Genomic DNA, 26,290 nt, shown 5'->3' with positions numbered 1-26,290 from the left:
TGAATTGGTTCAATTTTTTATTAAATAATGCGTAAAAGTAAGCGAAAAGAGACGATAATGGCACAGTTGAAGAACCTTCTGGTTCAGCATGGGTTGCCTTATCTGTTTATTGCACTCGTTTTGTGTAATGGGGTTTACTTCGCCTACGCTTTTATAAATGGAAGTTCTGTTGAGCAATTCCAAGCTTCTGAATTGACCTCTTTTTACGAACATACTTCTTCGACTTCTCTCAAGTAAGTTAGCTTTGCTTTTGTCAAAATTACAACAAGTTTGCTAATTTTCAGTGTTATAGTATGCGTGCATAAAAGTGCAGGAACGATTGCCATTATGAATAATAAAACTCCTCTCTCGACTCAACCGCTTATTGAAGTAAAGAACTTGAGTTTTAATCGAGGGGAACGCGTCATTTATGACAATATTAGTTTAAATATACGTCGAGGCCAGATTACGGCCATTATGGGACCTTCTGGTACAGGTAAAACAACTTTATTACGTCTGATTGGTGGACAATTAGTTCCAGATCAGGGGGAAGTTTTACTCGACGCTAAAGATATTGCCAAAATGTCTCGTCAGGAACTTTTTTCCGCTCGTGCACGTATGGGAATGTTATTTCAGAGTGGAGCTCTATTTACGGATATGTCCGTTTATGAAAATGTGGCGTTTCCAATCCGAGCGCACACAAAGCTTCCTGAAAATCTCATTGCTGAACTGGTTGCATTAAAACTTGAATCGGTGGGTCTACGTGGTTCTGAACAATTAATGCCGACAGAACTTTCAGGTGGTATGAATCGTCGTGTAGCATTGGCTCGCGCGATTGCACTTGATCCCGATTTAATCATGTACGATGAACCTTTTGCTGGTCAAGACCCAATTGTGAAAGGAGTTTTGACACGTTTAATTCGTTCACTACGTGAAGCATTAGATTTAACAACAATTATTGTTTCGCATGATGTTGCAGAAACATTATCGATTGCTGACTACATCTATGTGGTAGCTGAAGGAAAAATTCAGGGAGAGGGTACACCTGAAGAGTTGCAAAAACATGCTTCTCCATTTGTACACCAATTCTTAACAGGTTCGGCAGAAGGACCAGTTGAATACCAGTTTAGTCATCTAGCTTATTTAAATAACGAGGTTCGTCCATGAATACGATTGCCTGGTTAGGTAGACTCGTTATTGAGCGGATTCGAGGCATTGGTGCTGCGGCACATATGCTCTTGCAGATTATTTTTTCACTTCCTAGCAAGGGTGGTTTTGGTCGTTTTGGTTACCAAATGCACCGCGTAGGTGTGATGTCCTTACTTATTATTACCGTTTCTGGTTTGTTTATTGGTGCGGTTCTTGGCTTGCAGATGTATAGCATTTTGGTCACTTTCGGTGCTGAGTCAATGTTGGGTACAGCGATTTCGTTAACCCTACTCCGTGAGCTTGCTTCTGTGGTTGCTGCATTGCTATTTGCAGGACGAGCAGGTTCTGCATTGACTGCCGAAATTGGTTCAATGAAGCAAAGCGAACAGCTTGCCAGTATGGAAATGATCGGGGTTGACCCTTTAAAGCAAATCGTATCACCACGTCTTTGGGCTGGTATTGTCAGTTTGCCAATGTTAACTGTGATATTTGCCGCCATTGGGATTATTGGTGGCAAGATGGTCGGTGTTGACTTTTTAGGTGCTGATGAAGGCTCCTTCTGGAGTGGCATGCAAAATACAGTGCGTTTCGGGCATGACATTATCAATGGCACGATTATTAAAAGTATTGTTTTTGCTTTGATTTGTACATGGGTCGCTGTTTATCAAGGCTATGCTTGTGATCCGACACCAGAAGGCATTGCAACGGCAATGACCCGGACGGTTGTGTATTCTTCATTATGTGTTTTAGGTTTTGATTTCGTGTTGACTGCGGTCATGTTCGGAGGGATTTAATGAAATCACGTAGTAGTGAACTGGCCGTTGGTATCTTTGTTATTATCTTCGGTATTGCATTGTTTTTCTTAGCAATGAAAGTTAGTGGGCTTGTTGGTACTAACTTAAGTGATAGTTATACCATGAAGGCTCAATTTGATAACGTCAATGGGCTAAAGCCACGTGCTAAAGTAACAATGAGTGGGGTTACAATTGGTCGTGTTGATTCAATTACGCTTGATCCGGTTACGCGTTTGGCTACCGTAACATTTGGTTTAGATGGAAAATTGACAAGTTTCAATCCTGAACAATTAAAAGAAGTTCAGAAGAATGCGCTGGAAGAGTTGCGTTATAGCTCAGATTATACTCAGGCTTCTCCAGAGCAACAAAAAGCAATGGAACAGCAACTGACCAGTAACATGACCTCCATCACAAGTATTGATGAAGATGCTTATATAATGGTAGCAACCAATGGTTTGTTGGGTGAAAAATATTTGAAAGTTGTACCTGGTGGTGGTGTGAACTACTTGAAACGAGGTGACACGATTTCAAACACTCAAGGAACTATGGATTTAGAAGATTTAATTAGTAAATTTATTACTGGTGGTGGGGCTGGTAAAGTTGCTGCCGGTTCAGGCTCAACAGAAGCGAGTGCTCCTGCAAGCACTGATAAAGATAGTGCACAAGCCTCATTTGTTGAGTAAAAGATTATTTGAAGGAGTGGTTCCTGGTGAATACGTTGTTTAAACAAACCCTGACAGCAAGTCTTTTGTCTACCATGATTGCAGGTACAGCATTTGCTGCACCTTCAGAAGCACCACCTGATTTTATCAAGCGTGTTGCTGATGGTTTGATTACTCGTTTGAAAGCTGATCATGCAAAATTGCAAAATAATCCAGCATTAGTGAAGAGTATCGTACGTCAGAATTTAGACCCGTATGTTGATTCACAAGCATTTACTCGTATTGTAATGGGTACTTATGCAACAAATCAGTATAGTACAGCGGCACAGCGTGCTCAGTTCGAAACTAACTTCCGTAATACTTTAATTGAAAATTACGGTAGTGCATTTGCTAAATATACGAACCAAAGCTATACCATGCGCCCTTACAAGGCAACTGCGGGTAAAAACCCAGTAGTAACATTGGACTTCAGTCATAACGGCGACAAAATTCCAGTATCTTTCCAGTTAGCTGATAAAGGTACTCAATGGAAAATCCGTAATATCAATGTTTCTGGCATTGATTTGGGATTACAGTTCCGTAATCAGTTTGCTGCAACCGTGAAACGTAATGGTGGCGATTTGAATAAAGCAATTGCAACCTTCCAACCGGATGCAGACGCTGCTGTTAATCAGAACAAACAAAAATAGTAGGTGAAGAGTGGTTCAGTATCTCAACCAACAATTGGTTGTTTCGGGAAAAATTGATTTTGAAAATGCGGAACAACAGTATCAAGCAGGTTTAGCTATCATCAAGAAGCAGCAAAGCTTTCCTCTGGTGGTAGATTTAACAGAGCTTGAGCATGGCAGTACCTTGGCATTGGCTGTTTTAGTTCAATGGTTGCGAGTGACTCCACAAAAGACTGGTTTGCATTTTAAAAATGTACCCGAAAAAATGCTGAAGATCATTCAAGCCTGCCATTTGCAGGAAGATCTACATTTGATCTGATGTTCTAGATGTAAAAAAGCACCTATATTTAGGTGCTTTTTTATGCTTTGGACTAGCATTTTATTACAAAGCTTAAATCCATTTTTTCCAGCGGAAATAAATAATAGGGCCAATAAAGAAACCGATAATAATCAGTAAAACGATGATGAAACTAGTCGTACCATGTGCAAAAGGCAATACATCTGTGTTCATCCCATAGATGCTGGCAATAAGCATTGGAGGAGCTAACATACTTGGTAAGATCGAGAATCGACGGATCGTGTCATTCTGTTCGGTATTAATGAATCCAGACGTTGTATCAAGCAAGAATCGTACTTTTTGGAATAAGAAAGCATCATGTTCTACAAGTGAGCGGACATCTTCACTCAATTCTCGAATATCAGCATCGTAAATATGACTGCCTAATGCTCGAGGACGTGATAAAAAAGTAAGTACACGTCGTAAATCAATTAAACAGAGCTGAGCTTTTCCTAGCATGTCTTCTTGTTGAGCTAGGCGCGTAATCATGTCATCTAGATCTAGAATTTGTTCACGTTGGTGATTGTTAAGAACCTCTGTCGAGTATTTTTCTAAATCTTTGTGGATATCTTCTAAGATATCCGCAAGCTCATCGAGTTTTGCTTCAAGAAGACCTAATAAAATCCACGTTGGATCTTTATAGTCCATATCGTAGTCATTTCGGCGAGCACGCGCACGAAAGGCACGAAAGGCAACTAACTTTTCTCCCCGCATCGTAAAGAGACGGTCTTTATGTAAAATAAATGCAACCGTTTGCACCATCGCTAAAATATGTGAGGAATCTTCTGCGTCACCATCCACTTGATAGTTTTTATTTTTCGTTAAAAAATAAGTACTGATATGCAAAATACCATCATCATCACGGTAGAATCGTGCTGAGGATGAAATATCTTCAAGCGATTTTAGTGTAGGTAAATTTTGGTCATAGGCATCTAGTACCCATTGTTGCTCTTCTTGCGAGGGTGCAATAAGATCAAGCCAGACTAATTCGGGATGTAGATCAAATCCACCATTGATGGTGGCATCTTCCAGACTTCCGCGTTCTGTGGCATAAAAGGCTTCAAGCATGTGTCTTTTTTCCTCACGCAGTCTGATGGAAATGGATGGGTGTATTTTAGACAAGGATTTGCCGAAAAACACTTGCCAATACGCTATTTTGCAAAAAAAAACTCTATCGATAGTTTAGTTTGTCAGCATGACAGTTCAATAAAACGGTTTTTTACACTATGAATTCAATTTGTATTTTCTGTGGGTCATCTCTTGGTTCAAACCCAATTTTCCAACAAATTGCCAAAATTACTGGTGAGGCTATTGCAAAACAAGGTAAGACCTTGGTTTATGGCGGCGGTCGCTCAGGCTTAATGGGCGTTGTTGCCGATAGTGCCTTGCAGGCAGGTGGGCAAGTCATTGGCGTCATTCCTCGTGCTTTGGTCGATCGTGAGTTAGCTCATCCAGGCTTAACCAAATTATATGTGGTCGAAAATATGCATGAGCGCAAAACCAAAATGGCGGATCTCTCCGATGGTTTTATTGCTTTACCTGGTGGTGCGGGTACATTGGAAGAAATCTTTGAACAATGGACGTGGGCGCAATTAGGTATTCATCAAAAGCCATGTGCTTTCTTAAATGTAGCTGGCTTTTATGAAGATTTACTTAAAATGATTCAAGGAACGGTAGATAATGGATTTAGCCAAGCACGGTTCGTTGATAAATTGATCGCATCAGACAAAATTGAAGATATTCTTCAACAATTTGAGCAATATCAGGCTCCTGCTCCAAAATGGACAAATGCAGATGTTCAACCATAAACGAGGTTAAATAAGTGAAAACAATTACGGTCGCTGCTGCAGTGATCTTGAATGAGCAAAATCAGTTGTTGCTCGTGAGGAAGCGTAATACTCATGCTTTTATGCAAGTGGGTGGTAAGCTGGAACCCAATGAGGCGCCAGAGATTACAATGCAGCGAGAAATTTTAGAAGAAGTTGGAAGTTCTTGTGTAATTGAACAATTTCTTGGTCGTTTCGAAACAGCAGCTGCCAATGAGCCAGACCATATTCTGGTCAGTCATTTATATCTTGTTCAGCTTGATCAGGCGCCTAAAATCGCAGCCGAAATTGCAGAAATGAAATGGGTTGATTTAAATGATTCAGAAACGCACCTTGCACCATTAACCAGTGAAATTGTTATTCCTTGGTGTGAGCAGCATTTATCTGTAGTTTAATCGTTTTAACTGGTCAAAGTTGCCGCTAAACAAGCGGCATGGATAGATGTGCAGCCTAATTGTTTAAGTGCTTGACTGAGCGCATGAATAGAGCTTCCAGTGGTTATCACGTCATCAATAATAAGAACGCGGCGATAACGTCGTTTTTCTTGAGTAAGCGCAATAAACTGTTGTTCAATGTTCTCAAAGCGTTCCAGTCGAGAAAGCCCTTTTTGCGAATGTTCAGCAAGACGTTGTACGGGCTGCCAAACAGGTATTTTTAATTGTTTGCTTAATATGTTTGCAAGTAACAATGACTGATTAAAACCACGTTCGATTAAACGTTGATTAGAAATAGGCATAGGCACAATAGCCTGTACCTTGGGAAATTTGAGTTGTTTTAAAATTTCACCTAACAAAATTTCATAATGTAATTTCTGTTCATATTTAAACTGCTGAATGATCCGGCTAACTGGATAAGCATACTCACAGGCCACAAGAACTGATTGATCATTGCGTTGAATTGTTTGTTTAAGCCAAGGTAACTGCTTCCAACAGTCCTTACAGAGCGAATGTTTTTCTCGTACATCTGACTCACATAACAAGCAAGGCGAGAGCAATTGAATAAGATGCTGTGGGTTTAAGAAACTAAACATACGCGTAGCGAGGCGCTTCCGGAAGCCAACGTTTTAATAATGCATCTGCTTGTTCTGGATAATCTTTTAAGACTTGCTGAGCTACATAATGAGCTTGATTGAGTAAGTGATCATCTCGCTCTAAACGAGCAACTCTAAATCCCATATCGCCAGTTTGTTTCGTACCTAGTAATTCACCAGGCCCGCGTAACTCAAGATCTTTTTCTGCGATCACAAAGCCATCATTGCTTTCTCTTAAAATAGAAAGTCTCTCTTGCCCATTTTGAGAAAGAGGCGTTTTATATAAAAGTACACAAAAGCTGGCTTGAGCACCTCGACCTACGCGACCGCGTAACTGATGTAACTGAGAAAGTCCTAAACGTTCAGCATTTTCAATGACCATAATAGAAGAGTTAGGAACATCTACCCCAACTTCAATGACCGTGGTTGCGATAAGAAGCTGTAACTCATTATTTTTGAACGCTTGCATGACCGACTGTTTTTCGTCAGCTTTCATTTTGCCATGCACTAAGCCAATATTAAGCTCAGGGAAGCGTTCTTTCATTTCTTGGTAGGTGGCTTCGGCGGCTTGAGCATCTAAAGTCTCAGACTGCTCAACCAGTGTACACACCCAATATGCCTGTTTCCCATCTCTACAATTCGAAGCAATTCGTTGAAGTACTTCTTCGCGACGATCAAGTGGAATCGTAACGGTTTGAATTGGAGTACGGCCCGGTGGTAACTCATCAATAATTGATGTGTCTAAGTCGCCATACGCACTCATTGCCAATGTTCTTGGAATAGGAGTGGCTGTCATGACGAGTTGGTGAGGGGTGAATTGCTCAGCACCTTTATTACGTAAAGCTAAGCGTTGATCTACACCAAAACGATGTTGTTCATCAATAATTACTAGCCCTAATTTAGCGAAGCCAACATTATCTTGGAATAAGGCATGTGTACCAACAATAAGTTCCGCGTGGCCTTCTTTAATCTGTTGTTCTGCTTGGGCACGGGCTTTGCCTTTTTGTTTGCCAGATAGCCACGCAACTGTAATACCTAATGGTTCAAACCAACGTTTAAAATTCAAATAGTGCTGTTCTGCAAGAATCTCAGTCGGGGCCATTAATGCAACTTGCCAATCGGCTTCTAAAGCATGACAAGCCGCTACAGCAGCAACTAAAGTCTTTCCAGCCCCAACGTCACCTTGTACTAGGCGCAACATAGGTTGGTGTTGTTTTAAATCATTTAGAATTTCTTTAGATACACGTTTTTGTGCATTGGTCATTTGAAAAGGTAAAGCTTCTAAAAGCTTTTTAGCTAATATTTTACTGCTTGAAAAAGCTGGAGATGCAATTTGACGAATATAAGCACGGCGATTAAGTAAACTAATTTGGTGTGCAACTAGCTCTTCAAAAATAAGTCGTTGTTGGGCTGGGTGTGAACCTTGGGCCAACTGGAGCATATTGGCATCAACAGGAGGCTCATGAATGTAATACAAAGCCTCTTTAAGCGCATAGCCATTAGTATATTTTTTGGGGAGCAGCTCTGGTAAGGCATCACTATGATGCTTTAAAGCTTGTTTTACATATTCACGCAGTTTAGGCTGAGTTAGCCCATCCGTACTTGGGTAAATTGCTGTAAGCTGAGTTTTTGGTAGAGGTGTATGTTCATGAATAAGCTGAATTTCAGGATGATACATCTCAAGCCCGCGGGCACCGACGCGAACTTCACCAAAAATACGTAAGCGATGACCCGGTTTTATTTTGTCAGTCAGATTTTTATAAATATGATAAAAGCGTAAGGTGACTTTACCGAATTCATCTTGAACCAAGGCCGCCATAGATTTTCTTTTTCCCGGAGGAAAATCAATTGATCTGACTTCACCTTCAAGTAAATAGCTACGTCCAACCACAAGTTGATTCATTGCAATAATCGTACTGCGGTCTTCATAATCACGTGGCAGATGAAACAGTAAATCATCTGTGGTAAAAATATTTAGTTTTTCGAGTAGGGCTGCTGAAGCCGATCCAACGCCTTGTAACTGATGGACTGAAGTCATGTCCCCTCAACGAGTTTTCTATGCATATATTATTTATCGGTTATGGTAAAACATCTCAGCGTGTTGCTAAACAACTATTTGAGAAAGAACATCAAATTACCACAATCAGTCGTAGTGTAAAAACGGATAGTTACGCAACACATCTTGTTCAAGATATCTTTAAACTTGATTTAAGTAAAATTGAACCAGTGGATGTCGTATATATTTTACTTTCTCCAAACGAGAGTACGGTTGAGGGGTATCAGCATACTTATGTAGATAGTATTGAACCGATTCGAGATGCATTAAAAATACATCCAGTAAAAAAAATAATCGTCGTGTCATCTACGCGGGTATATGGCGAAAATAGAGGGGAGGTCATTGATGATTTTAGTGAAATTCAGCCAAATGATGCACAAGGCCATGTATTGCGTAATATGGAACTCCTTTGGCAAAAACATTATCCAGCACAATGTGTAATTATTCGCCCAACTGGTATTTACGGAACTTCCATAGCCCGTTTGAAGAAAATGGCTGAAAATAGTCAAAGTTATCCAAATATACATTATAGCAATCGAATACATATTGATGATTTAGCAAAGTTTTTGGCTTTTATGGCGGACTATGAAAATCATCAAGCCAGCTATATTGTGACTAATAATCAACCATTTCCTTTGCATGAAGTTATCGTGTGGTTCCAAAAACAATTGGGTTTACCAGAGTTAACGTTAGAATCAAACCAAATCTCAGGTAAACGAATTTATGCGAAACATTTGCCTGAAACGGGTTTTCGATTAGAGCATCCAATTTGCTTTAATGACTATTTATTATGTTTAAATGTTCATAGCACTAAACAAAATTTTGATTAAACTTTAAATAAGAACAGAAATACCTGATGAGGCAGTCAAATTGCCGATAAAGATAAAAAGTTTGAAAGTGAAAAGAATTTGTTTAGCTCTTATTTTGAGCGTAACAGCTGTTGCGAGTTGGGCCGAGGATCAGGTGTGGTGTGCATATGATCCGATTGGTTCCCAAGGGGATATTACACGTCGTTTAAATGACATTCGGTTATATGCTCAGCAATACCAAGTCAAATTTAAAGTGGTGACCTATCAAAAAGAACAACAGGCCATACAAGCTTTTGATGATGGTAAATGTTCAGGTTTAGCGGCATCTAATTTTAATACTTATCGCTATAACCAGTTTATGGGAAGTACCGCAGGGATTGGGCTTATTCCTAATAATCGTACTGCTAAAAGCTTATTACAGCTTTTGAATCATCCAACAGTCGAAAAAAGATTAATTTCTAAGGATTATGAGGCAGTAGGAATGATTCCTGTTGGCACGGCCTATATGGTCCTAAAAAATAAAAAAATCTCTAGAGTTGCTCAATTAAGAAATCAACGTATTGGTGTGTTACCCAATAATCCACCACAACAAGCATTGGTACGAAGTGTAGGTGCTCAGCCAGTTTACGTTGATTTATCTAATGCGATTGTGCAGTTTAAGCAAGATAAAATCGATATTGTTCCAGCTCCCATATATGGACTATTACCATATAACTTACAAAAGGAGTTTGGACCAGATGTTCAAGTCATTAACTTTCCTTTAGCATATTTTGGCGTTAATTTAATTATTAAGCCGCAAGCTTATCCTGCTAATTTTGGTCGAAAAATACGAGGATGGTTTGTTCAAAATAGCCAATTGCTGACTAACCGTGCAACTCAGTGGGAAAATCATTTACCTGCCTATTACTGGGTAGACGTTTCTTTTTATGAAAGGCAGAGCTACGACGTGATGGTTGCCAAAATACGTAATCAGTACGTGCTTTCAGGTTATTACGATGCTTATTTTGTTCAACTTATGAAGCGTTTACGTTGTATGGATGATCCACGCTATTTTGAATGCCCAATTCGCTAATAAAATAAAAGGCAACCGAAGTTGCCTTTTATTTTGACTCAAAATTTTAAGATTTTTTACGTTTTAAACGTCGTTTTGCTTGTTGAGATGCCATCGCTTCAAGCGCATCTTTTAATTCTTCGTCAGTAAAGGTCGTGATGTGCTGCAACATTTGTAAGGTTACTTCATCAAGAACCAACTGTGCGCCAGCAGCCATTTGACGGAAATTGTCATCAAACTCGATTTGGCCTTGGTCGTTTGTACGAATGTAATTTTGCTGTGTAAGTACTTTTAAGAAGCTTTGGAATAAAGCTTTGTCGAAGAACTCTGGCGAATTAAATTCATATAGAACTGACAAACGTTGTCCGAGTAAATGACTTAATTCTTCAACCTGTTTAGCAGAAATATTACCCGAACCACGTTGAGTAATGAGCGCAAGCGTCATGTAGTAACGCTCAAGACTTTGCTTAACAGGCGTAGCTAAAACAACAAGCTGATTATGCTCTTCAGTGTTTGGTGCAGAGCTAATTAAATTACCTTCATCATCTTGCTGAATAAGGTTTGATTGAACCAATGCATTTGCATATTGCTCAATTTGTTCTTTAAGTTCGCTACTCTTCCATTTAAGGAATAACTCTGCTTTCAAGAATGGATACAGGGTGTAGATCACATTGGTTAAATCTGAACGGCTGATTTTTCCATTGTGTTCAACAAGTGATGCAACCAATGAAGGTAAAACAAAGGCATGCAAAATGTTATTACGGAAATAGGTCAGAAGTACCGCTTGGTTATCTTCAATCGCAATAATATCGCCGAGCGCATGCTGAACTCGTTTAATGAGCTTAAGCTTTAAACCATACGCAATAATTTCTTTGCCTGAAAGTGGTGTCACTTCCATACGTTGGTCATATGGGAAGTTCGATGCCAAATTACGGTAAGCTTCAAGCTGCTTAATACAAATTTCTTCATCAAGCGTATGCTTTGGAGTTGCAAGCAAAATAATAGAAAGTAAAGAGACAGGGTTAATCACTACAGCTCGGTTAATATTTTCTAAAATTGCATGTGCAGAGCTATTTACAGCATCTGAAACCGCTTGAGGAATTGGGTCGTCATTTTTCTCGATAAAAACATTTTCTGCATTATGTTGTTTAAGCAAATCATCAAGGAAAACAGGTTCACCAAAGTTCACATGGACTTTACCGAAAATACGTTCAATTTTTCGTAAGGTTTTCACAATACCAAAAATTGATTCAGCTTCTTTCGGTTTACCTTGCATTTCGCCTACGTAGGTCGAGCCTTCCATCAGGCGTTCATAACCAATGTAAGTTGGTACAAATACAATTGGCTTTGTACGGCCACGTAAATGACTATGAACCGTCATAGCAAGCATGCCAGTCTTAGGCGGTAATAGGCGTCCTGTACGCGAACGTCCACCTTCAATAAAGTACTCAAGTGGCGTGTTACGTGATAAAATACTATATAAATATTCTTTAAATACCGTTGTATAAAGCCCATTACCACGGAAAGAACGGCGAATAAAGAATGCACCACCACCACGTAAAAGCTGACCAACAAAAGGCAAGTTTAGGTTATCACCCGCAGCAATATACGGAACCATAAGACCACGTCTATAAATCACATAAGACAATAATAAATAGTCGATGTGACTGCGGTGGCAAGGTGTATAAACCACTTCATAATCTTTTGCCAGTTCACGAACGGTACTGAAGTTATGCACATCTACGCCGTCATAAAGCTGGGTCCATAAGCGTGTTAAAGCAAGATCGGCAAAGCGGACTGCTGAGTGTGAATAATCCGATACGATTTCATTTACATAACCAATCGCACGGCGTTCAGCTTCGAGCATACTGACTTTCCCGCGAATACTTTCACGGCGGATTGCTTCTTGAACATCACGAGATTTCACAACTGACTGCATGACATTACGGCGATCCGATAAATCGGGACCTAAGACCACTTCACGCTGACGATCTAAGTAATCATTTAACGTACTTACAATATAAGTGGCTGGTGAAAGGTTCGGATAATGCTGTTGAGCATATTCAACCAATTCACGTAGCGATTGTGGTTCATGAAACTCTAAATAAGATTGGCGACCATGTAAGCCAATGTTGACCAATTGCTTAACGGTGCTTGGTGTGGCCCATGTATCTGAAAATAAAAGCTTAAACCAAGAATCTTCTTTATCTGGTGAGCGTCCCCATAAAACGGTAACTGGAACAAGCTCTATATCAAGTTCAGGATTTTCTTGTAAGACTTCAATCAGTTTTAGTAAGCGTGGTGGAAAAGCATGAGGAGGAGGATTCAGTAAATTATTTTCATCATTGTGCTGTAAAAATAAAACTGATGCTTTTTCCTGATGAGTGCCAACAACTAATGGGTCTAACGCAGGTTTTAAATTTAAACGACGCGTTTCTCCATCAACCACCAAAGCATTGCTTCGAGAGTGGTTTTGTAAGACATAGCACACCACTTTTTGGCGGTCAGTCTTTGCTTCTGTTTCTGTTGTTTCTGATACTGGTTCAGTAGGAACTTCCCCAAGAACATGTGGTGTTACCACGAGGTCAAGTAGTTTACTCGAAAGCCGACGATACATTTGACCAAACCCACTCTTGGACATAAGAACTCCTACTTCTTAAAGACAAATCCCAGCACCAAATGCGGAGGGTAATTATTTTGAGGCATTTATTAAAAAAACAATATGCTACTTTCTTATAAATTATAATGCTTTTGGCATATTTTATCGTTAAAAATCGTATTTTTAGCTGTTATATGAGCAATGTTCATCAGAAGTTGACTGATTGTTCCATGTTCAAATAGTTTTTTATGGCACAATAGATTCTACACATCTGTCCTTTAATACGATTTTTTACCTGAAATATGAAGGTATCTCTCATGAATGCGTTAACCCAAGAACTAGTCGAGCTTCTCACTTTAGAAAAGCTAGAAGAAAATATTTACCGTGGCATAAGCCGTAATCTTGTCGGTAAACGTGTCTTTGGTGGACAGGTTTTGGGTCAGGCTTTACGTGCAGCATCTTATACAACGGATCGCCCAGCGCATTCTTTACATGCATATTTTTTGTATGGTGGCGATATTAATGCCCCAATCATCTACGAAGTAGATCGTTTACGGGATGGAAAAAGCTTTGTAAGTCGTCAAGTTCGTGCGATTCAGCATGGGCGAGTTATATTTTCAGCGATGGTCTCTTTTGCCAATCCAGAAGAAGGTTTGAACTATCAACATCAAGAACCTGAGTACCCTGCACCGGAAACGCTTAAATCTGAAAATGAGTTGAAACAAGGTATTCTAAACTTTGTACCTGAAAATGTACGTGCTAGTTTCATGCGTGAGCGTCATGTAGAAATTCGCCCAATTGATCCGGTAAACCCGTTTCAGCCGCAACCAGAAGCTCCCTATAATGCGCACTATATCCGCACCCATGACCGTATTCCAAAACAATTAGATGATATTGCCTTGCATCAGGCAATTGTTGCGTTTTATTCAGACTTTACCTTAATGACAACAGCTTTAAGACCGCATGGCTTGAGTTATATTTCTCCAAGTTTGCAATGTGCAAGTATTGATCATGCAATTTATTTCCACCGTCCACTTCGTGCTGATGAGTGGATGCTTTATGACATGGAAGCCACAGTGAGTGCGGCTTCAAGAGGTCTTAATTTTGGTCGTATGTGGCAAAATGGCCAACTTGTATGCAGTACCGTACAAGAGGGTTTAATTCGTTTGCGGGAAATTGAAACTCAATAGTCCTATTGAAGAGCCATCTAACCAGATGGCTTTTTTATTTTTAATGGGAACGATGTGACAAAAAATTGCTCGAATGAAAAGCAACCTCATGTCATATTGTAAACAGGTATGCCAACTGAAAAAAATAATGCTGATATGAACTTAAATACACAAATTCTGATTGCCGCCATTTTAGGTTTAGCCTTTGGTTTCTTACTCACCATGTATCCAGACACAGCTTTTGTAAAACATAGTTTATATGGGCTTGGAATATTAAGTAGTGTTTTTATCGGGCTTCTTAAAATGCTTTTGGTGCCCTTAATTTTCAGTTCGATTGTTGTAGGGGTATCAAACTTACAAGCGGGCGGACAGTTAGGGCCAGTCTGGAAAATCACATTTTTATGCTGTTTAACTACAACGACTTTAGCCCTAATTTTAGGTATTAGTTGTGCTCATTTATTTGAGGTGGGGCGTGGCATAGATATTTCTATTTTCCAAACATCTATGCAAAATTATCAAGCACCAGATAGTTTAAACCCGGCAAGTTTTTTCACTAATTTTATTCAAAATACTTTAATCAATCCATTTAAAGCATTTAGTGATGGTAATGTTTTAGCCGTTGTGGTCTTCGCTTTATTTGTCGGTGTTGCTTTGGTACAGGGTGGGGAACGTTTCAAAAGTATTCGTGTATTGAGCCACCAGTTCTTTGAAATGATGATGCTGCTCGTTGGCTGGGTCATGAAATTAGCGCCTTTGGGTATTTTTGCTTTATTAGCAAAGTTAATGGCAACCGAAGATATTTCGGTATTAAGTCGTTTGGCTGAGTTTGCAGTCGTTGTAACAGGCACAACCATTTTCCATGGTGCAGTTGTTTTACCATTACTACTTTGGATTTTTGGCCGCATGAGCCCTTGGACTTTTTTCAAAGGGACACGTACAGCATTAATTACAGCATTTGCAACGAGTTCTAGCTCTGCCACGATGCCGCTTAGCATGAAGTGTGCACAAGAAAACTTAGGGGTGCGCCCTCAAACAGCGGGATTTGTTATCCCACTCGGTACTCAGCTTAATATGGATGGTACTGCTCTATATGAGGCGGCAGCTGCACTGTTTGTGGCAAATTTAGTGGGACTAGATTTAAACCTGACACAGCAAATTATCGTGTGTTTAACAGCAATGATCGCATCACTTGGTGCACCTGGAATCCCGAGTGCTGGCATGGTGACTATGATTATGGTTTTACAATCGGTAGGTTTACCAGCTGAAGCAATTGCCATTTTACTGCCAATTGACCGCTTACTAGATACGGTGAGAACGGTGGTAAATGTACAGGGCGATATGATGATTAGTGTGGTTGTGGATCGTTATACCAAAGATAAAGATATCAGTATCTAATATCTCGAAATAAAAAAGCAGGATTTAAAATCCTGCTTTTTTTATTTTTAAGCAGCTTGAAGTTCTGCTCTTTTTGCTGCTGGAGATTGCGATAAATAACTAACCGCATCTTCAGTGCTACCTTCTTTTACTGGATCATACCAAGGCATGAGGTAATCAATTTGTTGAGCAATAAGCCAAAATGGATTTGGTAATACTTGGTTATCTTTACGACTAATCTTAAGCCATTCTATAGCAACCCATACTGGGAAAAATCTCGTCTTGGCCGCATCAGCAAAACGAGGGTCTTGTTTCATAATATGTGCAGCACCGTCTACCCATAAACCCAGTACCAGTACAATCACTGCGAGGCTTAAATAGTAGCGTGGAATATATCCACCACCAAGATGACGATATAAATCAAAGGCTACGGTACGGTGTTCAATTTCTTCTGAACCATGCCATTTAACCAGATCGACCATTTCAGGGTCAGCGCCTAATTCTTCCCAGCGTTTGTTATAGAGAGCATATTTGCCTAATACACAGGTCATATGTTCAACAGTGGCAATAACGCCTAAACGGAAAAGGTCCCATTGCTCTTGTAGAACTTGAGGGACTTCTTTATCGAAAGGCTTATCTGCTAAGGCTTTGGTAAATAGATAATTCATAATGTCCAGATTTCTCTGGATATCAATATTGCGCGCACTTAAATATTCTTTATTGGCAGAAGTATGTGCATTGGCATGCATAGCTTCCTGACGTATAAATGCTTGTACATCCTGCTTGAGTTTTTCATCTGTGATTTGCGGTAAAACCTTGTTATACAAACGGCAAAACCAGAACTCTCCAGCAGGCAAGATGTTATTAATTTCATTAATAAAATAACTTGCGAAAGGCTGATTAGGAATCCAGTCGACAGGGGTATCTTTCCAGTCAAATTTCACTTTACGTGGAAGAATTTTATAATCAATAGAAGAACCTAAAGCCTTGTTCTTCAAAAAAGATAACAATTTCATCATTTAGTCCTGATTTTTAACTCGATGAAGTTATAACGAGTATAAAAAAAGCCCCTACATTTGTGTTTAGCAATAGGGGACAATTGAGTATAAATTTAATGAAAAAATTGTATCTGTTATGACAATTTAGCTTTCAGCATCTTCATCTGTCGCTTCAGGGATTGAATCGACATCAAATTCTGGCTGTTGATCTAGCGTAAAATGCAGACGTCCACCCATGACACTTGCAAGCTCTTCCAAACCTAATTTGTTAAGTGAAGAGAAAAGCTGAATGGAAAAATCAAGCTTCATTTTTTTAAGTTGTTGTTTAACTTCAAGCAATACTTTATTTGCAGGACCACGATTAAGTTTGTCTGCTTTCGTTAAGAGTATATGAACAAATAGATGACGCGAATAAGCCCACTCTAGCATCATCATGTCAAAATGCTGTAGAGGATGGCGAATATCCATAAGTAAGACTAAGCCTTGTAAGCTTTTACGGTGAATTAGATAGTTTTCTAATTCCTTTTGCCATACCTTTTTCATATCTTCAGGTACAGCTGCATAACCGTAACCTGGAAGATCGACTAAACGCTGATCAGGATTACCTAGACTAAAGAAGTTAATCATCTGAGTACGACCAGGCTTTTTAGAAGCACGGGCAAGTTGTTTCTGATTAGTTAATGCATTAATAGCACTAGACTTACCAGCATTTGAGCGTCCTGCAAAAGCAATTTCGTAGCCACTATCTTCAACACAAAGTGCCAATTTAGGTGCACTCATTAGAAACTCAGCTTGGCGTAACCAGTTTAGAGATTGCACAGCATAGGCTGTGATCGCCGGATCTGGTGCTTTTTCATAGCTGATCTTTTGCTTGGGTGCGAGTCTGGCTTTGGTGTCTTTCGATTTTTCACTACGACGCATAAAAAATAACTTTTTAAATGAGAGGGCTCGCGCCTAGTATAAAGGAGCTTGGGTATTCTTGCTAATTTTCAATAAATCAACTTATGAAAATCAATAGAAGTTAGATTTCTAAAAAGGCAATAGGGGAGTTAGCAGGAGCAGATTTTGATTGCTGCAAAACTTCTCCGAGTGTGTATTGGTCTAGGCTTTGATAAAAGCTCTCTAAAGCTTGATCTAAAATACCTTTTAAACCACAGTGACTGCGTAATACACAAGGTGGTGTATTGCATTCAACGATTTGATTATCACCTTGTAATATTCGAACAATTGAACCCAAATTGGAGTTAAGTGCATCTGGGTTTAAGCGAATTCCACCGCCTTTTCCACGAATGGTAATAATCCATTCTTGTTTGCCCATAAAGTGAACAACTTTAACCAGGTGGTTTTGTGAAACATGCAAATCTTTCGCGATTTCTGCAATCGTGTAGGGTGCATCACTTGGGCGTGCAACATACATTAATATTCGTAATGCATAATCGGTAAATTTATTAAGCTGCATGATCACCAAAAATGGAAGAGAAAAAGGATGATCATCTTAGCCTGAAAGTTTAAATAAGAAAACTTTCAGGCAAGAGGTTTTTACATTACAGCGTTAAAGGAGCTGAAACCTGTACTTGATCACCAACTCTATAATGCTCAAGCAAGATGTTCGAAACTGAAAATTCAGTATGGTTTTCTTCAGGCTGAACTTCAAAGTGATATGAGTTATTTTCTTGAGCTTCTGTAAATTTAAAAGCTTTCGGCTGTTCAAGCTGTTGCTCTGGGACTTGTACTTTTACCGAAATAAAAGCATTTGCAGGACTGGTTAGTACGTCCTCATGATCAGTTGCTTTTAAAGTGAAACGTTTGCCAGATTCAAGAGGATCAATTTGTGTAATTTCAAATGGACGCCAGCCAGCCCATCCACCTTTTAAGCTCTCAAGTTGTTCATATTTTTGTTTTTCAACGCCAATCAAGATATCTGCCAATTGTAGATAAGCTTGCTTCCACGCTTCGATAAGTTCTGATTCAAATGGCACGTTAAGTACTTCACTAATTGAATGAAGTAGGTTGTCACCAACAATTGCATATTGATCAGGCTGGATATCTAAGCTCACATGTTTAGTGGTGATACGTTCAACAGCTTTAGCTAGAACAGTAGGGTTCTCAATATTTTCTGCATAAGCAAGAACGGCAGCTGCAAGCGCACGTGGCTGACGTAAGCTAGTTTGGTCATCTAAGTTAAAAACATTTTTTAATTCGGGATTGTTATTAAGCATACGCTTATAAAAGTATGTAGTCAGCGTAACGCCGTGTTCACGTAAAACCGGTACAGTAGATTTAACAAGTTCAATTTGTTGTGGAGTCATGGCTAGACCTTATTTATCTGGCTATATAAGATGTATTTAAAATACATCTTTAAAAAAGTAATGGCAATAGCTTTTCGAGAAAAACCATAAAAAAATTAGGGGATATAAAATCCCCTTAAATTAACATTATGTTATTAAATGTTTTTATTTACCAAATAAAGAACCAAGTAGGCCTCGAACAAGTTTTTGACCTGTACTTCCTCCTAAACTGCGCGCAGCACTTTTTGCAAAAGTTCCAACAATATCTTGGGTGAGTTTGGCTCTTTCACGCGCTGCTCGTTCTTCCTCTTTTAATTGATCACGTGCCAATCTTTCCTGCTCTTTCGCCTGCTGTTTTGCTAGGGTTTCTTGCTCTTTCGCTTGTTGTTTTGCAAGCTCGGCATTTTGTTGCTGCTGTTCGCGTTCAGCCACTTTATTTTGTAGCATTTCATAGGCGCTATCACGATCTACAACCTGCTCATAAACTCCAGCAATAATACTTTGTGAGATTAAAGCTTGACGCTCTTCTGGAGTGATTGGTGTAAATGCAGAGTAAGGAGGCATGACCCAACCACGCTCAACAATTTGTGGAGTACCTTGCTCATCTAGGCAGCTAATGAGTGCCTCACCAACACCAAGTTCAGTGATCGCTTCATCAACTTTAAAGTTTGGATTGGCTCGGAAAGTATCTGCTGCGGTTTTTACCGCTTTCTGATCTTTAGGGGTAAATGCGCGTAGGGCATGTTGAACGCGATTACCAAGTTGACCTAGAACACTTTCAGGTAAATCGAGTGGATTTTGGGTAATGAAATAGATACCGACTCCTTTAGAACGAATTAAACGTACAACTTGTTCAATTTTGTCTTGGAGTGCTTGGCTGGCATTGTCAAATAATAAGTGAGCTTCATCAAAGAAAAACACGAGTTTAGGTTTATCCATATCACCGACTTCTGGAAGCTGTTCAAATAGTTCTGAAAGCATCCATAAAAGGAAAGTGGCATATAGCTTAGGTGTATTCATGAGCTTGTCAGCCGCAAGAATATTAATGTAGCCATGACCATTTGCATCGGTTTGAATAAAATCTAAAATATTTAAAGCAGGTTCACCAAAAAATTGCTCTCCACCTTGGTCGGCAAGGGCGAGTAAATTACGCTGAATAGCGCCTAGGCTTGCTGGAGATAAATTGCCATATTCTGCTTTAAACTCGGCTGCATGTTCACTCACAAAAGTGATCATGGCTTTTAAATCTTTAAAATCTACTAATAGTAGACCTTGGTCATCTGCAATACGGAATACAGCAGATAGCACACCCTCTTGAGTATCATTTAAATTGAGCATACGAGCCAATAAAATTGGCCCAATTTCAGAAATGGTAGTGCGAATAGGGTGGCCTTGTTGGCCAAATAAATCCCAAAAAACAACTGGATTAGCTGCGAAAGGAACGCTATCAATCTGCAAAAGCTTTAGTCGCTCATTAAATTTATCTGAAGCTTCTCCCGCTTTGGCGAGACTCGAAACATCACCTTTAGCATCGGCAAGAAATACCGGTACACCAATTCGAGAAAAACTCTCTGCTAGAACTTTTAACGTAACTGTTTTACCTGTACCCGTGGCGCCCGCAATAAGTCCATGGCGGTTAGCAAACTGGGAAAGTAAAACAATTTCTTTGGATGTGTCATTAATATTTTTAGCAATAACAATCGGTGTACCCATATATTTTTATCCTGTGGTTCGAGTCACTATGATCTTGTCGTTTTACAGTTGTTTCAGTGCATTTTCGATATCTTGTATTAAATCTTGTGGATCTTCTAGTCCTATACAGAAGCGAACCAATAATCCTTGTTGTAAATGTGTATTCTCAAGTTTTCTCATCATTTTTAAATCATAAAGCATAATCAGACTAACGGGTCCTCCCCAGCTAAAACCAAGCTTAAATAACGCTAAGGCATCGCAAAAACGACGTACTGCTGTAATGTCATATTCAGGTTTGAAAATAACACTGACTAGACCAGCACTTTGATTATCTATGCAGATTTCTTGCCAATATTGATGGCCTGGGGCGGCCTCATCACTTGGATGTAGAACTTGTGCAAATTGAGATTGGTTTTTTAGCCATTTAAGTAAAGTTTGAGCATTGGCTGATTGTTGTTCATAACGTAAAGACATATGAGCAAGACTGCGTTGGACTTGAGCTGCATCATCTCCTGAAACTGCAATACCTAAAATGGCATGTGTACGGAACAGGCGGTGATGAAGTTTCTCATCACGAGTTACAATGCTGCCCATTAAGATGTCACCACCACCACTCGGATATTTGGTGAGTGCATGCACGGTTAAATCGACTGATAGATGTTCATCAGAAAAATTAAAAGCATTAAACGCAAGCCCAGCTCCCCAAGTGTTATCTAGAGCAGTTAATACACCGTGCTTTTTAGCTTTTTTGACTAGATTCTTAAGATCAGGAAATTCTAGAGTAACTGAGCCTGCTGCCTCTAACCACAACAGTTTGCTTCTTTCGGTTGGTTGAAAGCTTGAGGCGTCAATAGGGTTGTACACTTTGACAATAACGCCATATTGATTTTGCAGATGATTTAAATGCTCAAGGTTTGGTCCATAAATGTTGTCTGGTACCCATACTTCATCATTAGTGCTTAAGAATGCTGAGTTCACAACATTAATTGCTGATAAGCCACTTGGTGCAAGTAAACAATGCAATCCACCTTCAATTTGCGCAATATTGTCGCCTAAGGTGAAGGTGGTGGGGGTGCCGTGTGTCCCATAGCTATAATCGTAATCATCCGTCCAGTGGCGATCAAAAAGGTGCGAAGTTGATTTAAAAATAATAGTAGATGCACGAAATAAGGGTGGTTGTACTGTTTCAATAAATTGTGGAGCCTTTCTTTGTGCATGAATGAGGCGAGTCTGGAAGTCGTTATGCTTTTTCATAGTGCTTTGCATTTCAAATAATAAAGTTAGATTAAGAGAAATTTAGATTCTTCGCTAGATTTACGAAGTTTTATAAGACGTTTCGTTACAGTAGACTCATAAAATAAAAACTTGGCTTTATTTTTGCAAAGACCACTACAACATTCTAACAACAATAGGTTTAAGCGCATGAAGTCGCATTTACGTGTTCACTATTTTCAACATATCGCGGGTGAGGGATTTGGAAGTTGTTATTCATTTTTAAAAGCCCATCACGCGACAATTAGCTCTACAGAGTTTTTTGCACTTCCGGTTGATCGGTCACTTGAAATAGAAGCTTTACCTCGAATTGATGAGGTTGACTTATTATTGGTCATGGGTGGTACCATGAGTGTAAATGATGAGGCAAACTTCCCATGGCTAAAGATAGAAAAAAGATGGTTGCGCCGTTATTTGGCAGCAGGAAAGCCAGCTATTGGTCTTTGTTTAGGGGGGCAGTTAATTGCTAATGCGTTAGGGGCTGCGGTAAGCCGTAATCGCTATCAGGAACTTGGGTGGTCAACAGTTCAGAGAGTTGCGAATCTACCTCAAGAAAGCTTCCCATTACCAGAGAAAATAAAGGTGATGCAGTGGCATAGCGAGACATTTGAAATACCTAAAGGTGCTATACATTTGGCTGAAAATCAGGCCTGTCGCAATCAGATGTATCAGATTGGAAAAAATGTACTGGGTTTTCAGTTCCATCCAGAGATGACACCAGCAGCTCTAGCGCTTTTACTTGAAGATGAAGAAGAGCTTTCTATTTTTGATGGAGAATATGTTCAATCTACGCGTGAATTATATTCTTCCGAAGCACAAAAATTTGAACAAGGTAATCAACTTCTAAATAAAGCGATTGAATTTGTAATAAGTGCTTAGTTTAGTTCGCAATACTCGATTAAAGCAGGTTTTGTGGAGAAAATAGAAAAAGAGAATTGCATAAGACTTAAACAATCGTTATAATGAGCGACCCTCAATAGGAGGGGCATTTACTGCGAAGAAAGTGGTAAATGTGCATTACAGTCGTGGCATCGATCATGACCTTAGTGATTTTCACTGCCTTTGACACTTACCAATGGGTGAGATGCGTCAAAGGTGATTCTTTATATGTTTGGCTTGGAGTTTACTGGTATGTCTAACCAGAGAATTCGTATCCGTTTGAAGTCTTTTGATCATCGTCTGATTGATCAATCTGCTCAAGAGATCGTAGAAACCGCTAAGCGTACTGGCGCACAAGTTTGTGGTCCAATTCCGATGCCTACTCGCATCGAACGCTTCAACGTTCTTACTTCACCGCACGTTAACAAAGATGCGCGTGACCAGTACGAAATCCGCACCTACAAACGTTTGATCGACATCGTTCAACCTACAGATAAAACTGTTGATGCATTGATGAAATTAGATCTTGCGGCTGGTGTTGATGTTCAGATCGCTTTGGGTTAAGGCTTTCGGTTGATTAACTTTTAAGTTAATTAGGCCGCTTTTTTAGAGGTTTATGCACATGGCTATTGGTTTAGTCGGTCGCAAATGTGGTATGACTCGCATCTTTACAGATGCAGGTGTTTCTGTACCTGTTACAGTCATCGAAGTCGATCCAAACCGCATTACGCAAATCAAAACACTTGAAACTGATGGTTATCAAGCTGTTCAAGTAACTACTGGTGAACGTCGCGAATCTCGCGTAACTAACGCTCAGAAAGGTCACTTCGCGAAAGCTGGTGTTGCTGCTGGTCGTTTAGTTAAAGAGTTCCGTGTTACTGAAGCTGAGCTTGAAGGTCGTGAAGTTGGCGGTACTATTGGTGTTGATTTGTTCACAGTTGGTCAAGTAGTTGACGTAACTGGTCAATCAAAAGGTAAAGGTTTCCAAGGTGGTGTTAAACGTTGGAACTTCCGTACCCAAGACGCTACTCACGGTAACTCAGTTTCTCACCGTGTATTAGGTTCTACAGGTCAAAACCAAACTCCTGGTCGCGTGTTCAAAGGCAAAAAAATGGCTGGTCACTTAGGTGATGAACGCGTAACAGTACAAGGTCTTGAAATCGTATCTATTGACGCTGAACGTTCTGTTTTAGTTGTTAAAGGTGCAATTCCTGGTTCAACTGGCGGTGACGTGATTGTACGTCCTACCATCAAGGCCTGAGGGGAAATACCGTGAATTTGAAAACTGTTTCCGGCTCTGCTGTTGAATTGTCTGAAGTTGCTTTCGGACGTGAATTTAACGAAGCTCTTGTACACCAAGTTGTTACTGCTTACTTAGCAGGTGGTCGTCAAGGTACTCGTGCTCAGAAGTCACGTGCAGACGTTTCTGGCGGTGGTAAAAAACCATTCCGTCAAAAAGGTACTGGTCGTGCTCGTGCGGGTTCTACTCGTAGCCCAATCTGGGTTGGTGGTGGTAAAACTTTTGCTGCTCGTCCACAAGATTGGTCTCAAAAAGTAAACCGTAAAATGTATCGCGGTGCAATGCAATGTATCTTAGCTGAACTTGTTCGCCAAGATCGTCTTGTACTAGTTGAAGAGTTTGCTATTGCAGCTCCAAAAACTAAAGAATTGCTTGCAAAGCTTGGCGATTTAAATGCCGCTCGTGCATTGATCGTTACTGAAGCTGTAGATGAGAACTTATATCTTGCAGCACGCAACCTTCCGCATGTAGATGTGGTGGATGCTACTGCAATCGATCCTGTAAGCTTGATCGCGTTTGATAAAGTTGTGATGTCTGTAGCTGCTGCTAAGAAAATTGAGGTAGAACTCGGATGAACAACGAACGTATCTATCAAGTCCTTAAAGGACCAGTCTTCTCAGAAAAGGCACAAGTTTTAGGTGATACTGTTGGCGTTCAAGTATTTAAAGTAGATATTAATGCTACTAAACTTGAAGTTAAAAAAGCAGTTGAAAAACTTTTTGGTGTAGAAGTTGTTAAAGTTAACACTACTATTACTAAAGGTAAAACTAAGCGCTTTGGTAAAACATTAGGACGTCGTTCTGATGTTAAAAAAGCATACGTCACCCTGAAAGCTGGCCAAGATGTTGAAATGGCTGACTTGGGCGATACCGCTGAAAGCGCAGCGGAATAAGGACGAAAATTATGCCGATTCAAAAATGTAAGCCAACGTCTCCAGGACGTCGCTTTGTAGAGAAAGTGGTTCATGACCACCTTCACAAAGGCGCGCCTTACTCACCGTTGGTTGAAGCAAAAAAACGTACTGGTGGTCGTAATAATAACGGTCACATTACAACTCGTCACGTTGGTGGTGGTCATAAGCAACACTATCGTATCGTTGACTTTAAGCGTAATAAAGACAGCATCCCAGCTGTTGTAGAGCGCATTGAATACGATCCTAACCGTACAGCACATATTGCTTTGTTGAAATATGCTGATGGTGAGCGTCGTTATATCATTGCTCCTAAAGGCTTACGTGCTGGTGATAAAGTACAATCTGGTAACGATGCTCCAATTCGTCCAGGTAACTGCTTGCCACTTCGTAACATGCCTATCGGTTCTACACTTCATAACGTTGAACTTAAAATTGGTAAGGGTGCGCAATTAGCGCGTTCTGCTGGTGCTTCTGTTCAGTTGTTGGGTCGTGATGGTTCTTACGCGATTGTTCGTCTTCGTTCAGGCGAAATGCGTAAAATTCATGTTGAATGCCGCGCTGTAATTGGTGAAGTTTCTAACCAAGAAAACAACCTTCGTTCATTGGGTAAAGCTGGTGCTGCGCGCTGGCGTGGTGTTCGTCCTACCGTACGTGGTATGGCGATGAACCCAGTTGATCACCCGCACGGTGGTGGTGAAGGGCGTAACAAAGGTATTCAACCTGTAAGCCCGTGGGGTCAAAAAGCTAAAGGGTACAAGACACGTACCAATAAGCGTACGACTAAGATGATTATTCGCGACCGTCGCGTCAAGTAAAGGAATCTGACTAATGCCTCGTTCTCTGAAAAAAGGCCCATTCGTCGATGCGCACTTGTTCGCTAAGGTTGAAGCGGCTGTTGCTAGTAACTCTCGCAAGCCGATTAAAACTTGGTCTCGTCGTTCGATGATCCTTCCAGATTTTGTTGGTTTAACAATTTCTGTTCATAATGGTCGTAATCACGTTCCAGTAATTGTTACTGAGCATATGGTTGGTCATAAACTCGGTGAATTCGCGCCAACTCGTACCTATCGTGGTCACGGTGTTGACAAGAAGTCTAAACGTTAATAGGTGTCATGATGGAAGTAACTGCTAAATTACGCGGTGCCGCTATCTCGGCACAAAAGGCACGTTTGGTTGCAGATCTTATTCGCGGCAAATCTGTTGCGCATGCTTTAAACATCTTAAACTTCAGCAATAAAAAAGCTGCTGTTTTAGTAAAAAAAGCATTGGAATCTGCGATTGCAAACGCTGAACACAATAACAGTTTAGATGTTGACGATCTTAAAGTTTCTACGATTTACGTTGATGAAGGTGTTAGCCTTAAACGTATTATGCCACGTGCTAAAGGCCGTGCAGATCGTATTACGAAGCGTACTTGTCACATCACCGTTAAGGTAGGGGTTTGA

30 protein-coding genes and 1 pseudogene are annotated in these 26,290 nt (G+C 40.1%); 20 read left to right on the top strand and 11 right to left on the bottom strand.

All coding sequences use genetic code 11. From position 1 onward, the window contains the following. Positions 1–27 precede the first annotated feature (27 nt). From QLG01_RS05735 to QLG01_RS05710, 6 genes are all read left to right on the top strand, one after another. Positions 28–237, top strand: coding sequence for a hypothetical protein (locus QLG01_RS05735; RefSeq protein ID WP_081402062.1), 210 nt, complete (start codon positions 28–30; stop codon positions 235–237). A 90-nt stretch (positions 238–327) separates the two neighbouring features. Next, the gene (locus QLG01_RS05730; protein ID WP_005301184.1) at positions 328–1,146 is read left to right on the top strand and encodes an ABC transporter ATP-binding protein; all 819 of its coding nucleotides are present in this window, start codon (positions 328–330) and stop codon (positions 1,144–1,146) included. Continuing rightward, complete coding sequence (gene mlaE, locus QLG01_RS05725) at positions 1,143–1,922, top strand: lipid asymmetry maintenance ABC transporter permease subunit MlaE (RefSeq protein WP_005301186.1); 780 nt, start codon at positions 1,143–1,145, stop codon at positions 1,920–1,922. The genes QLG01_RS05730 and mlaE overlap by 4 nt, the downstream gene beginning before the upstream one ends. After that, positions 1,922–2,605 carry an outer membrane lipid asymmetry maintenance protein MlaD gene (locus tag QLG01_RS05720; protein WP_005301188.1) on the top strand — a complete coding sequence of 228 codons (684 nt, stop codon included), beginning with the start codon at positions 1,922–1,924 and terminating at the stop codon, positions 2,603–2,605. The genes mlaE and QLG01_RS05720 overlap by 1 nt, the downstream gene beginning before the upstream one ends. A gap of 26 nt (positions 2,606–2,631) precedes the next feature. Beyond that, on the top strand, positions 2,632–3,273 hold the full coding sequence (locus QLG01_RS05715; RefSeq protein ID WP_013196769.1) for an ABC transporter substrate-binding protein: 642 nt from the start codon (positions 2,632–2,634) through the stop codon (positions 3,271–3,273). 10 nt (positions 3,274–3,283) lie between these two features. Next, positions 3,284–3,571: an STAS domain-containing protein gene (locus QLG01_RS05710; protein WP_263031880.1), complete on the top strand. Its 288-nt coding sequence runs from the start codon at positions 3,284–3,286 to the stop codon at positions 3,569–3,571. A 72-nt stretch (positions 3,572–3,643) separates the two neighbouring features. Here the strand turns inward: QLG01_RS05710 and QLG01_RS05705 are convergent, their stop codons facing one another. Beyond that, positions 3,644–4,657, bottom strand: coding sequence for a CorA family divalent cation transporter (locus QLG01_RS05705; RefSeq protein WP_004789661.1), 1,014 nt, complete (start codon positions 4,655–4,657; stop codon positions 3,644–3,646). Positions 4,658–4,815: 158 nt separating this feature from the next. Here QLG01_RS05705 and QLG01_RS05700 point away from each other — a divergent pair, with 158 nt between their 5' ends. Next, positions 4,816–5,397, top strand: a complete 582-nt coding sequence (locus QLG01_RS05700; RefSeq protein WP_004789659.1) for a TIGR00730 family Rossman fold protein — start codon at positions 4,816–4,818, stop codon at positions 5,395–5,397. A gap of 14 nt (positions 5,398–5,411) precedes the next feature. After that, positions 5,412–5,810 carry an NUDIX domain-containing protein gene (locus tag QLG01_RS05695; protein WP_282495996.1) on the top strand — a complete coding sequence of 133 codons (399 nt, stop codon included), beginning with the start codon at positions 5,412–5,414 and terminating at the stop codon, positions 5,808–5,810. Positions 5,811–5,815: 5 nt separating this feature from the next. Here the strand turns inward: QLG01_RS05695 and QLG01_RS05690 are convergent, their stop codons facing one another. Both QLG01_RS05690 and recG read right to left on the bottom strand, forming a co-directional pair. Continuing rightward, positions 5,816–6,445, bottom strand: coding sequence for a phosphoribosyltransferase family protein (locus QLG01_RS05690; RefSeq protein WP_282495995.1), 630 nt, complete (start codon positions 6,443–6,445; stop codon positions 5,816–5,818). Further along, the gene (gene recG, locus QLG01_RS05685; protein ID WP_282495994.1) at positions 6,438–8,483 is read right to left on the bottom strand and encodes an ATP-dependent DNA helicase RecG; all 2,046 of its coding nucleotides are present in this window, start codon (positions 8,481–8,483) and stop codon (positions 6,438–6,440) included. Before recG ends, QLG01_RS05690 begins: the two co-directional genes overlap by 8 nt. Positions 8,484–8,503: 20 nt before the next feature. Here recG and QLG01_RS05680 point away from each other — a divergent pair, with 20 nt between their 5' ends. Together QLG01_RS05680 and QLG01_RS05675 are read left to right on the top strand one after the other, a co-directional pair. After that, complete coding sequence (locus tag QLG01_RS05680; protein ID WP_282495993.1) at positions 8,504–9,331, top strand: NAD(P)H-binding protein; 828 nt, start codon at positions 8,504–8,506, stop codon at positions 9,329–9,331. A gap of 67 nt (positions 9,332–9,398) precedes the next feature. Further along, a complete protein-coding gene (locus tag QLG01_RS05675) occupies positions 9,399–10,382 on the top strand; it encodes a putative solute-binding protein (RefSeq protein WP_151826563.1) in 984 nt (327 codons plus the stop codon). A gap of 46 nt (positions 10,383–10,428) precedes the next feature. Here the strand turns inward: QLG01_RS05675 and plsB are convergent, their stop codons facing one another. Continuing rightward, positions 10,429–13,002, bottom strand: a complete 2,574-nt coding sequence (gene plsB / locus QLG01_RS05670; RefSeq protein ID WP_199986917.1) for a glycerol-3-phosphate 1-O-acyltransferase PlsB — start codon at positions 13,000–13,002, stop codon at positions 10,429–10,431. Positions 13,003–13,277: 275 nt separating this feature from the next. On the opposite strand from plsB, the gene QLG01_RS05665 reads away from it, so the two are divergent. Next, positions 13,278–14,150, top strand: coding sequence for an acyl-CoA thioesterase II (locus tag QLG01_RS05665; protein ID WP_092710363.1), 873 nt, complete (start codon positions 13,278–13,280; stop codon positions 14,148–14,150). 108 nt (positions 14,151–14,258) lie between these two features. Beyond that, positions 14,259–15,524 carry a dicarboxylate/amino acid:cation symporter gene (locus tag QLG01_RS05660; protein ID WP_199986919.1) on the top strand — a complete coding sequence of 422 codons (1,266 nt, stop codon included), beginning with the start codon at positions 14,259–14,261 and terminating at the stop codon, positions 15,522–15,524. 47 nt (positions 15,525–15,571) lie between these two features. Here the strand turns inward: QLG01_RS05660 and QLG01_RS05655 are convergent, their stop codons facing one another. The 7 genes and pseudogenes from QLG01_RS05655 to QLG01_RS05625 form a co-directional block, all read right to left on the bottom strand. After that, positions 15,572–16,522 carry a metal-dependent hydrolase gene (locus QLG01_RS05655; RefSeq protein ID WP_199986920.1) on the bottom strand — a complete coding sequence of 317 codons (951 nt, stop codon included), beginning with the start codon at positions 16,520–16,522 and terminating at the stop codon, positions 15,572–15,574. A gap of 123 nt (positions 16,523–16,645) precedes the next feature. Further along, the gene (gene yihA / locus QLG01_RS05650; RefSeq protein ID WP_004789642.1) at positions 16,646–17,422 is read right to left on the bottom strand and encodes a ribosome biogenesis GTP-binding protein YihA/YsxC; all 777 of its coding nucleotides are present in this window, start codon (positions 17,420–17,422) and stop codon (positions 16,646–16,648) included. Between the two features lie 100 nt (positions 17,423–17,522). After that, a complete protein-coding gene (locus QLG01_RS05645) occupies positions 17,523–17,960 on the bottom strand; it encodes an Rrf2 family transcriptional regulator (protein WP_005301222.1) in 438 nt (145 codons plus the stop codon). 85 nt (positions 17,961–18,045) lie between these two features. Then, complete coding sequence (locus QLG01_RS05640; RefSeq protein ID WP_111855010.1) at positions 18,046–18,810, bottom strand: globin domain-containing protein; 765 nt, start codon at positions 18,808–18,810, stop codon at positions 18,046–18,048. Between the two features lie 2 nt (positions 18,811–18,812). Continuing rightward, positions 18,813–18,937 (bottom strand): annotated as a pseudogene (locus QLG01_RS05635) (hypothetical protein). A gap of 17 nt (positions 18,938–18,954) precedes the next feature. Further along, complete coding sequence (locus QLG01_RS05630) at positions 18,955–20,502, bottom strand: helicase HerA-like domain-containing protein (protein ID WP_144732986.1); 1,548 nt, start codon at positions 20,500–20,502, stop codon at positions 18,955–18,957. 42 nt (positions 20,503–20,544) lie between these two features. Further along, the gene (locus QLG01_RS05625) at positions 20,545–21,735 is read right to left on the bottom strand and encodes a PLP-dependent transferase (RefSeq protein WP_198308150.1); all 1,191 of its coding nucleotides are present in this window, start codon (positions 21,733–21,735) and stop codon (positions 20,545–20,547) included. Positions 21,736–21,903: 168 nt separating this feature from the next. Between QLG01_RS05625 and QLG01_RS05620 the strand changes: the two genes are divergently transcribed. The 8 genes from QLG01_RS05620 (at position 21,904) to rplV (ending at position 26,290) form a co-directional block, all read left to right on the top strand. After that, the gene (locus QLG01_RS05620) at positions 21,904–22,632 is read left to right on the top strand and encodes a type 1 glutamine amidotransferase (RefSeq protein WP_004789634.1); all 729 of its coding nucleotides are present in this window, start codon (positions 21,904–21,906) and stop codon (positions 22,630–22,632) included. Positions 22,633–22,884: 252 nt separating this feature from the next. Next, positions 22,885–23,196 carry a 30S ribosomal protein S10 gene (gene rpsJ, locus QLG01_RS05615; protein ID WP_000070912.1) on the top strand — a complete coding sequence of 104 codons (312 nt, stop codon included), beginning with the start codon at positions 22,885–22,887 and terminating at the stop codon, positions 23,194–23,196. 58 nt (positions 23,197–23,254) lie between these two features. Next, entirely contained in the window at positions 23,255–23,893 is a 639-nt protein-coding gene (gene rplC, locus QLG01_RS05610; RefSeq protein ID WP_004639526.1) for a 50S ribosomal protein L3, read from the top strand. An 11-nt stretch (positions 23,894–23,904) separates the two neighbouring features. Next, complete coding sequence (gene rplD, locus QLG01_RS05605; protein WP_003653663.1) at positions 23,905–24,507, top strand: 50S ribosomal protein L4; 603 nt, start codon at positions 23,905–23,907, stop codon at positions 24,505–24,507. After that, on the top strand, positions 24,504–24,824 hold the full coding sequence (gene rplW, locus QLG01_RS05600; protein WP_003653662.1) for a 50S ribosomal protein L23: 321 nt from the start codon (positions 24,504–24,506) through the stop codon (positions 24,822–24,824). Before rplD ends, rplW begins: the two co-directional genes overlap by 4 nt. 11 nt (positions 24,825–24,835) lie before the next feature. After that, the gene (rplB, locus tag QLG01_RS05595) at positions 24,836–25,660 is read left to right on the top strand and encodes a 50S ribosomal protein L2 (protein ID WP_004789629.1); all 825 of its coding nucleotides are present in this window, start codon (positions 24,836–24,838) and stop codon (positions 25,658–25,660) included. 13 nt (positions 25,661–25,673) lie between these two features. Then, positions 25,674–25,949, top strand: a complete 276-nt coding sequence (gene rpsS, locus QLG01_RS05590) for a 30S ribosomal protein S19 (RefSeq protein ID WP_001138119.1) — start codon at positions 25,674–25,676, stop codon at positions 25,947–25,949. Between the two features lie 11 nt (positions 25,950–25,960). After that, positions 25,961–26,290 carry a 50S ribosomal protein L22 gene (rplV, locus tag QLG01_RS05585; protein ID WP_004639524.1) on the top strand — a complete coding sequence of 110 codons (330 nt, stop codon included), beginning with the start codon at positions 25,961–25,963 and terminating at the stop codon, positions 26,288–26,290.

Origin of the sequence: Acinetobacter sp. V89_4 (genome assembly GCF_029967875.1) — a bacterium.
GTDB classification, from domain to species: domain Bacteria; phylum Pseudomonadota; class Gammaproteobacteria; order Pseudomonadales; family Moraxellaceae; genus Acinetobacter; species Acinetobacter oleivorans.
This window is presented reverse-complemented; position numbering and strand designations above follow the sequence as displayed.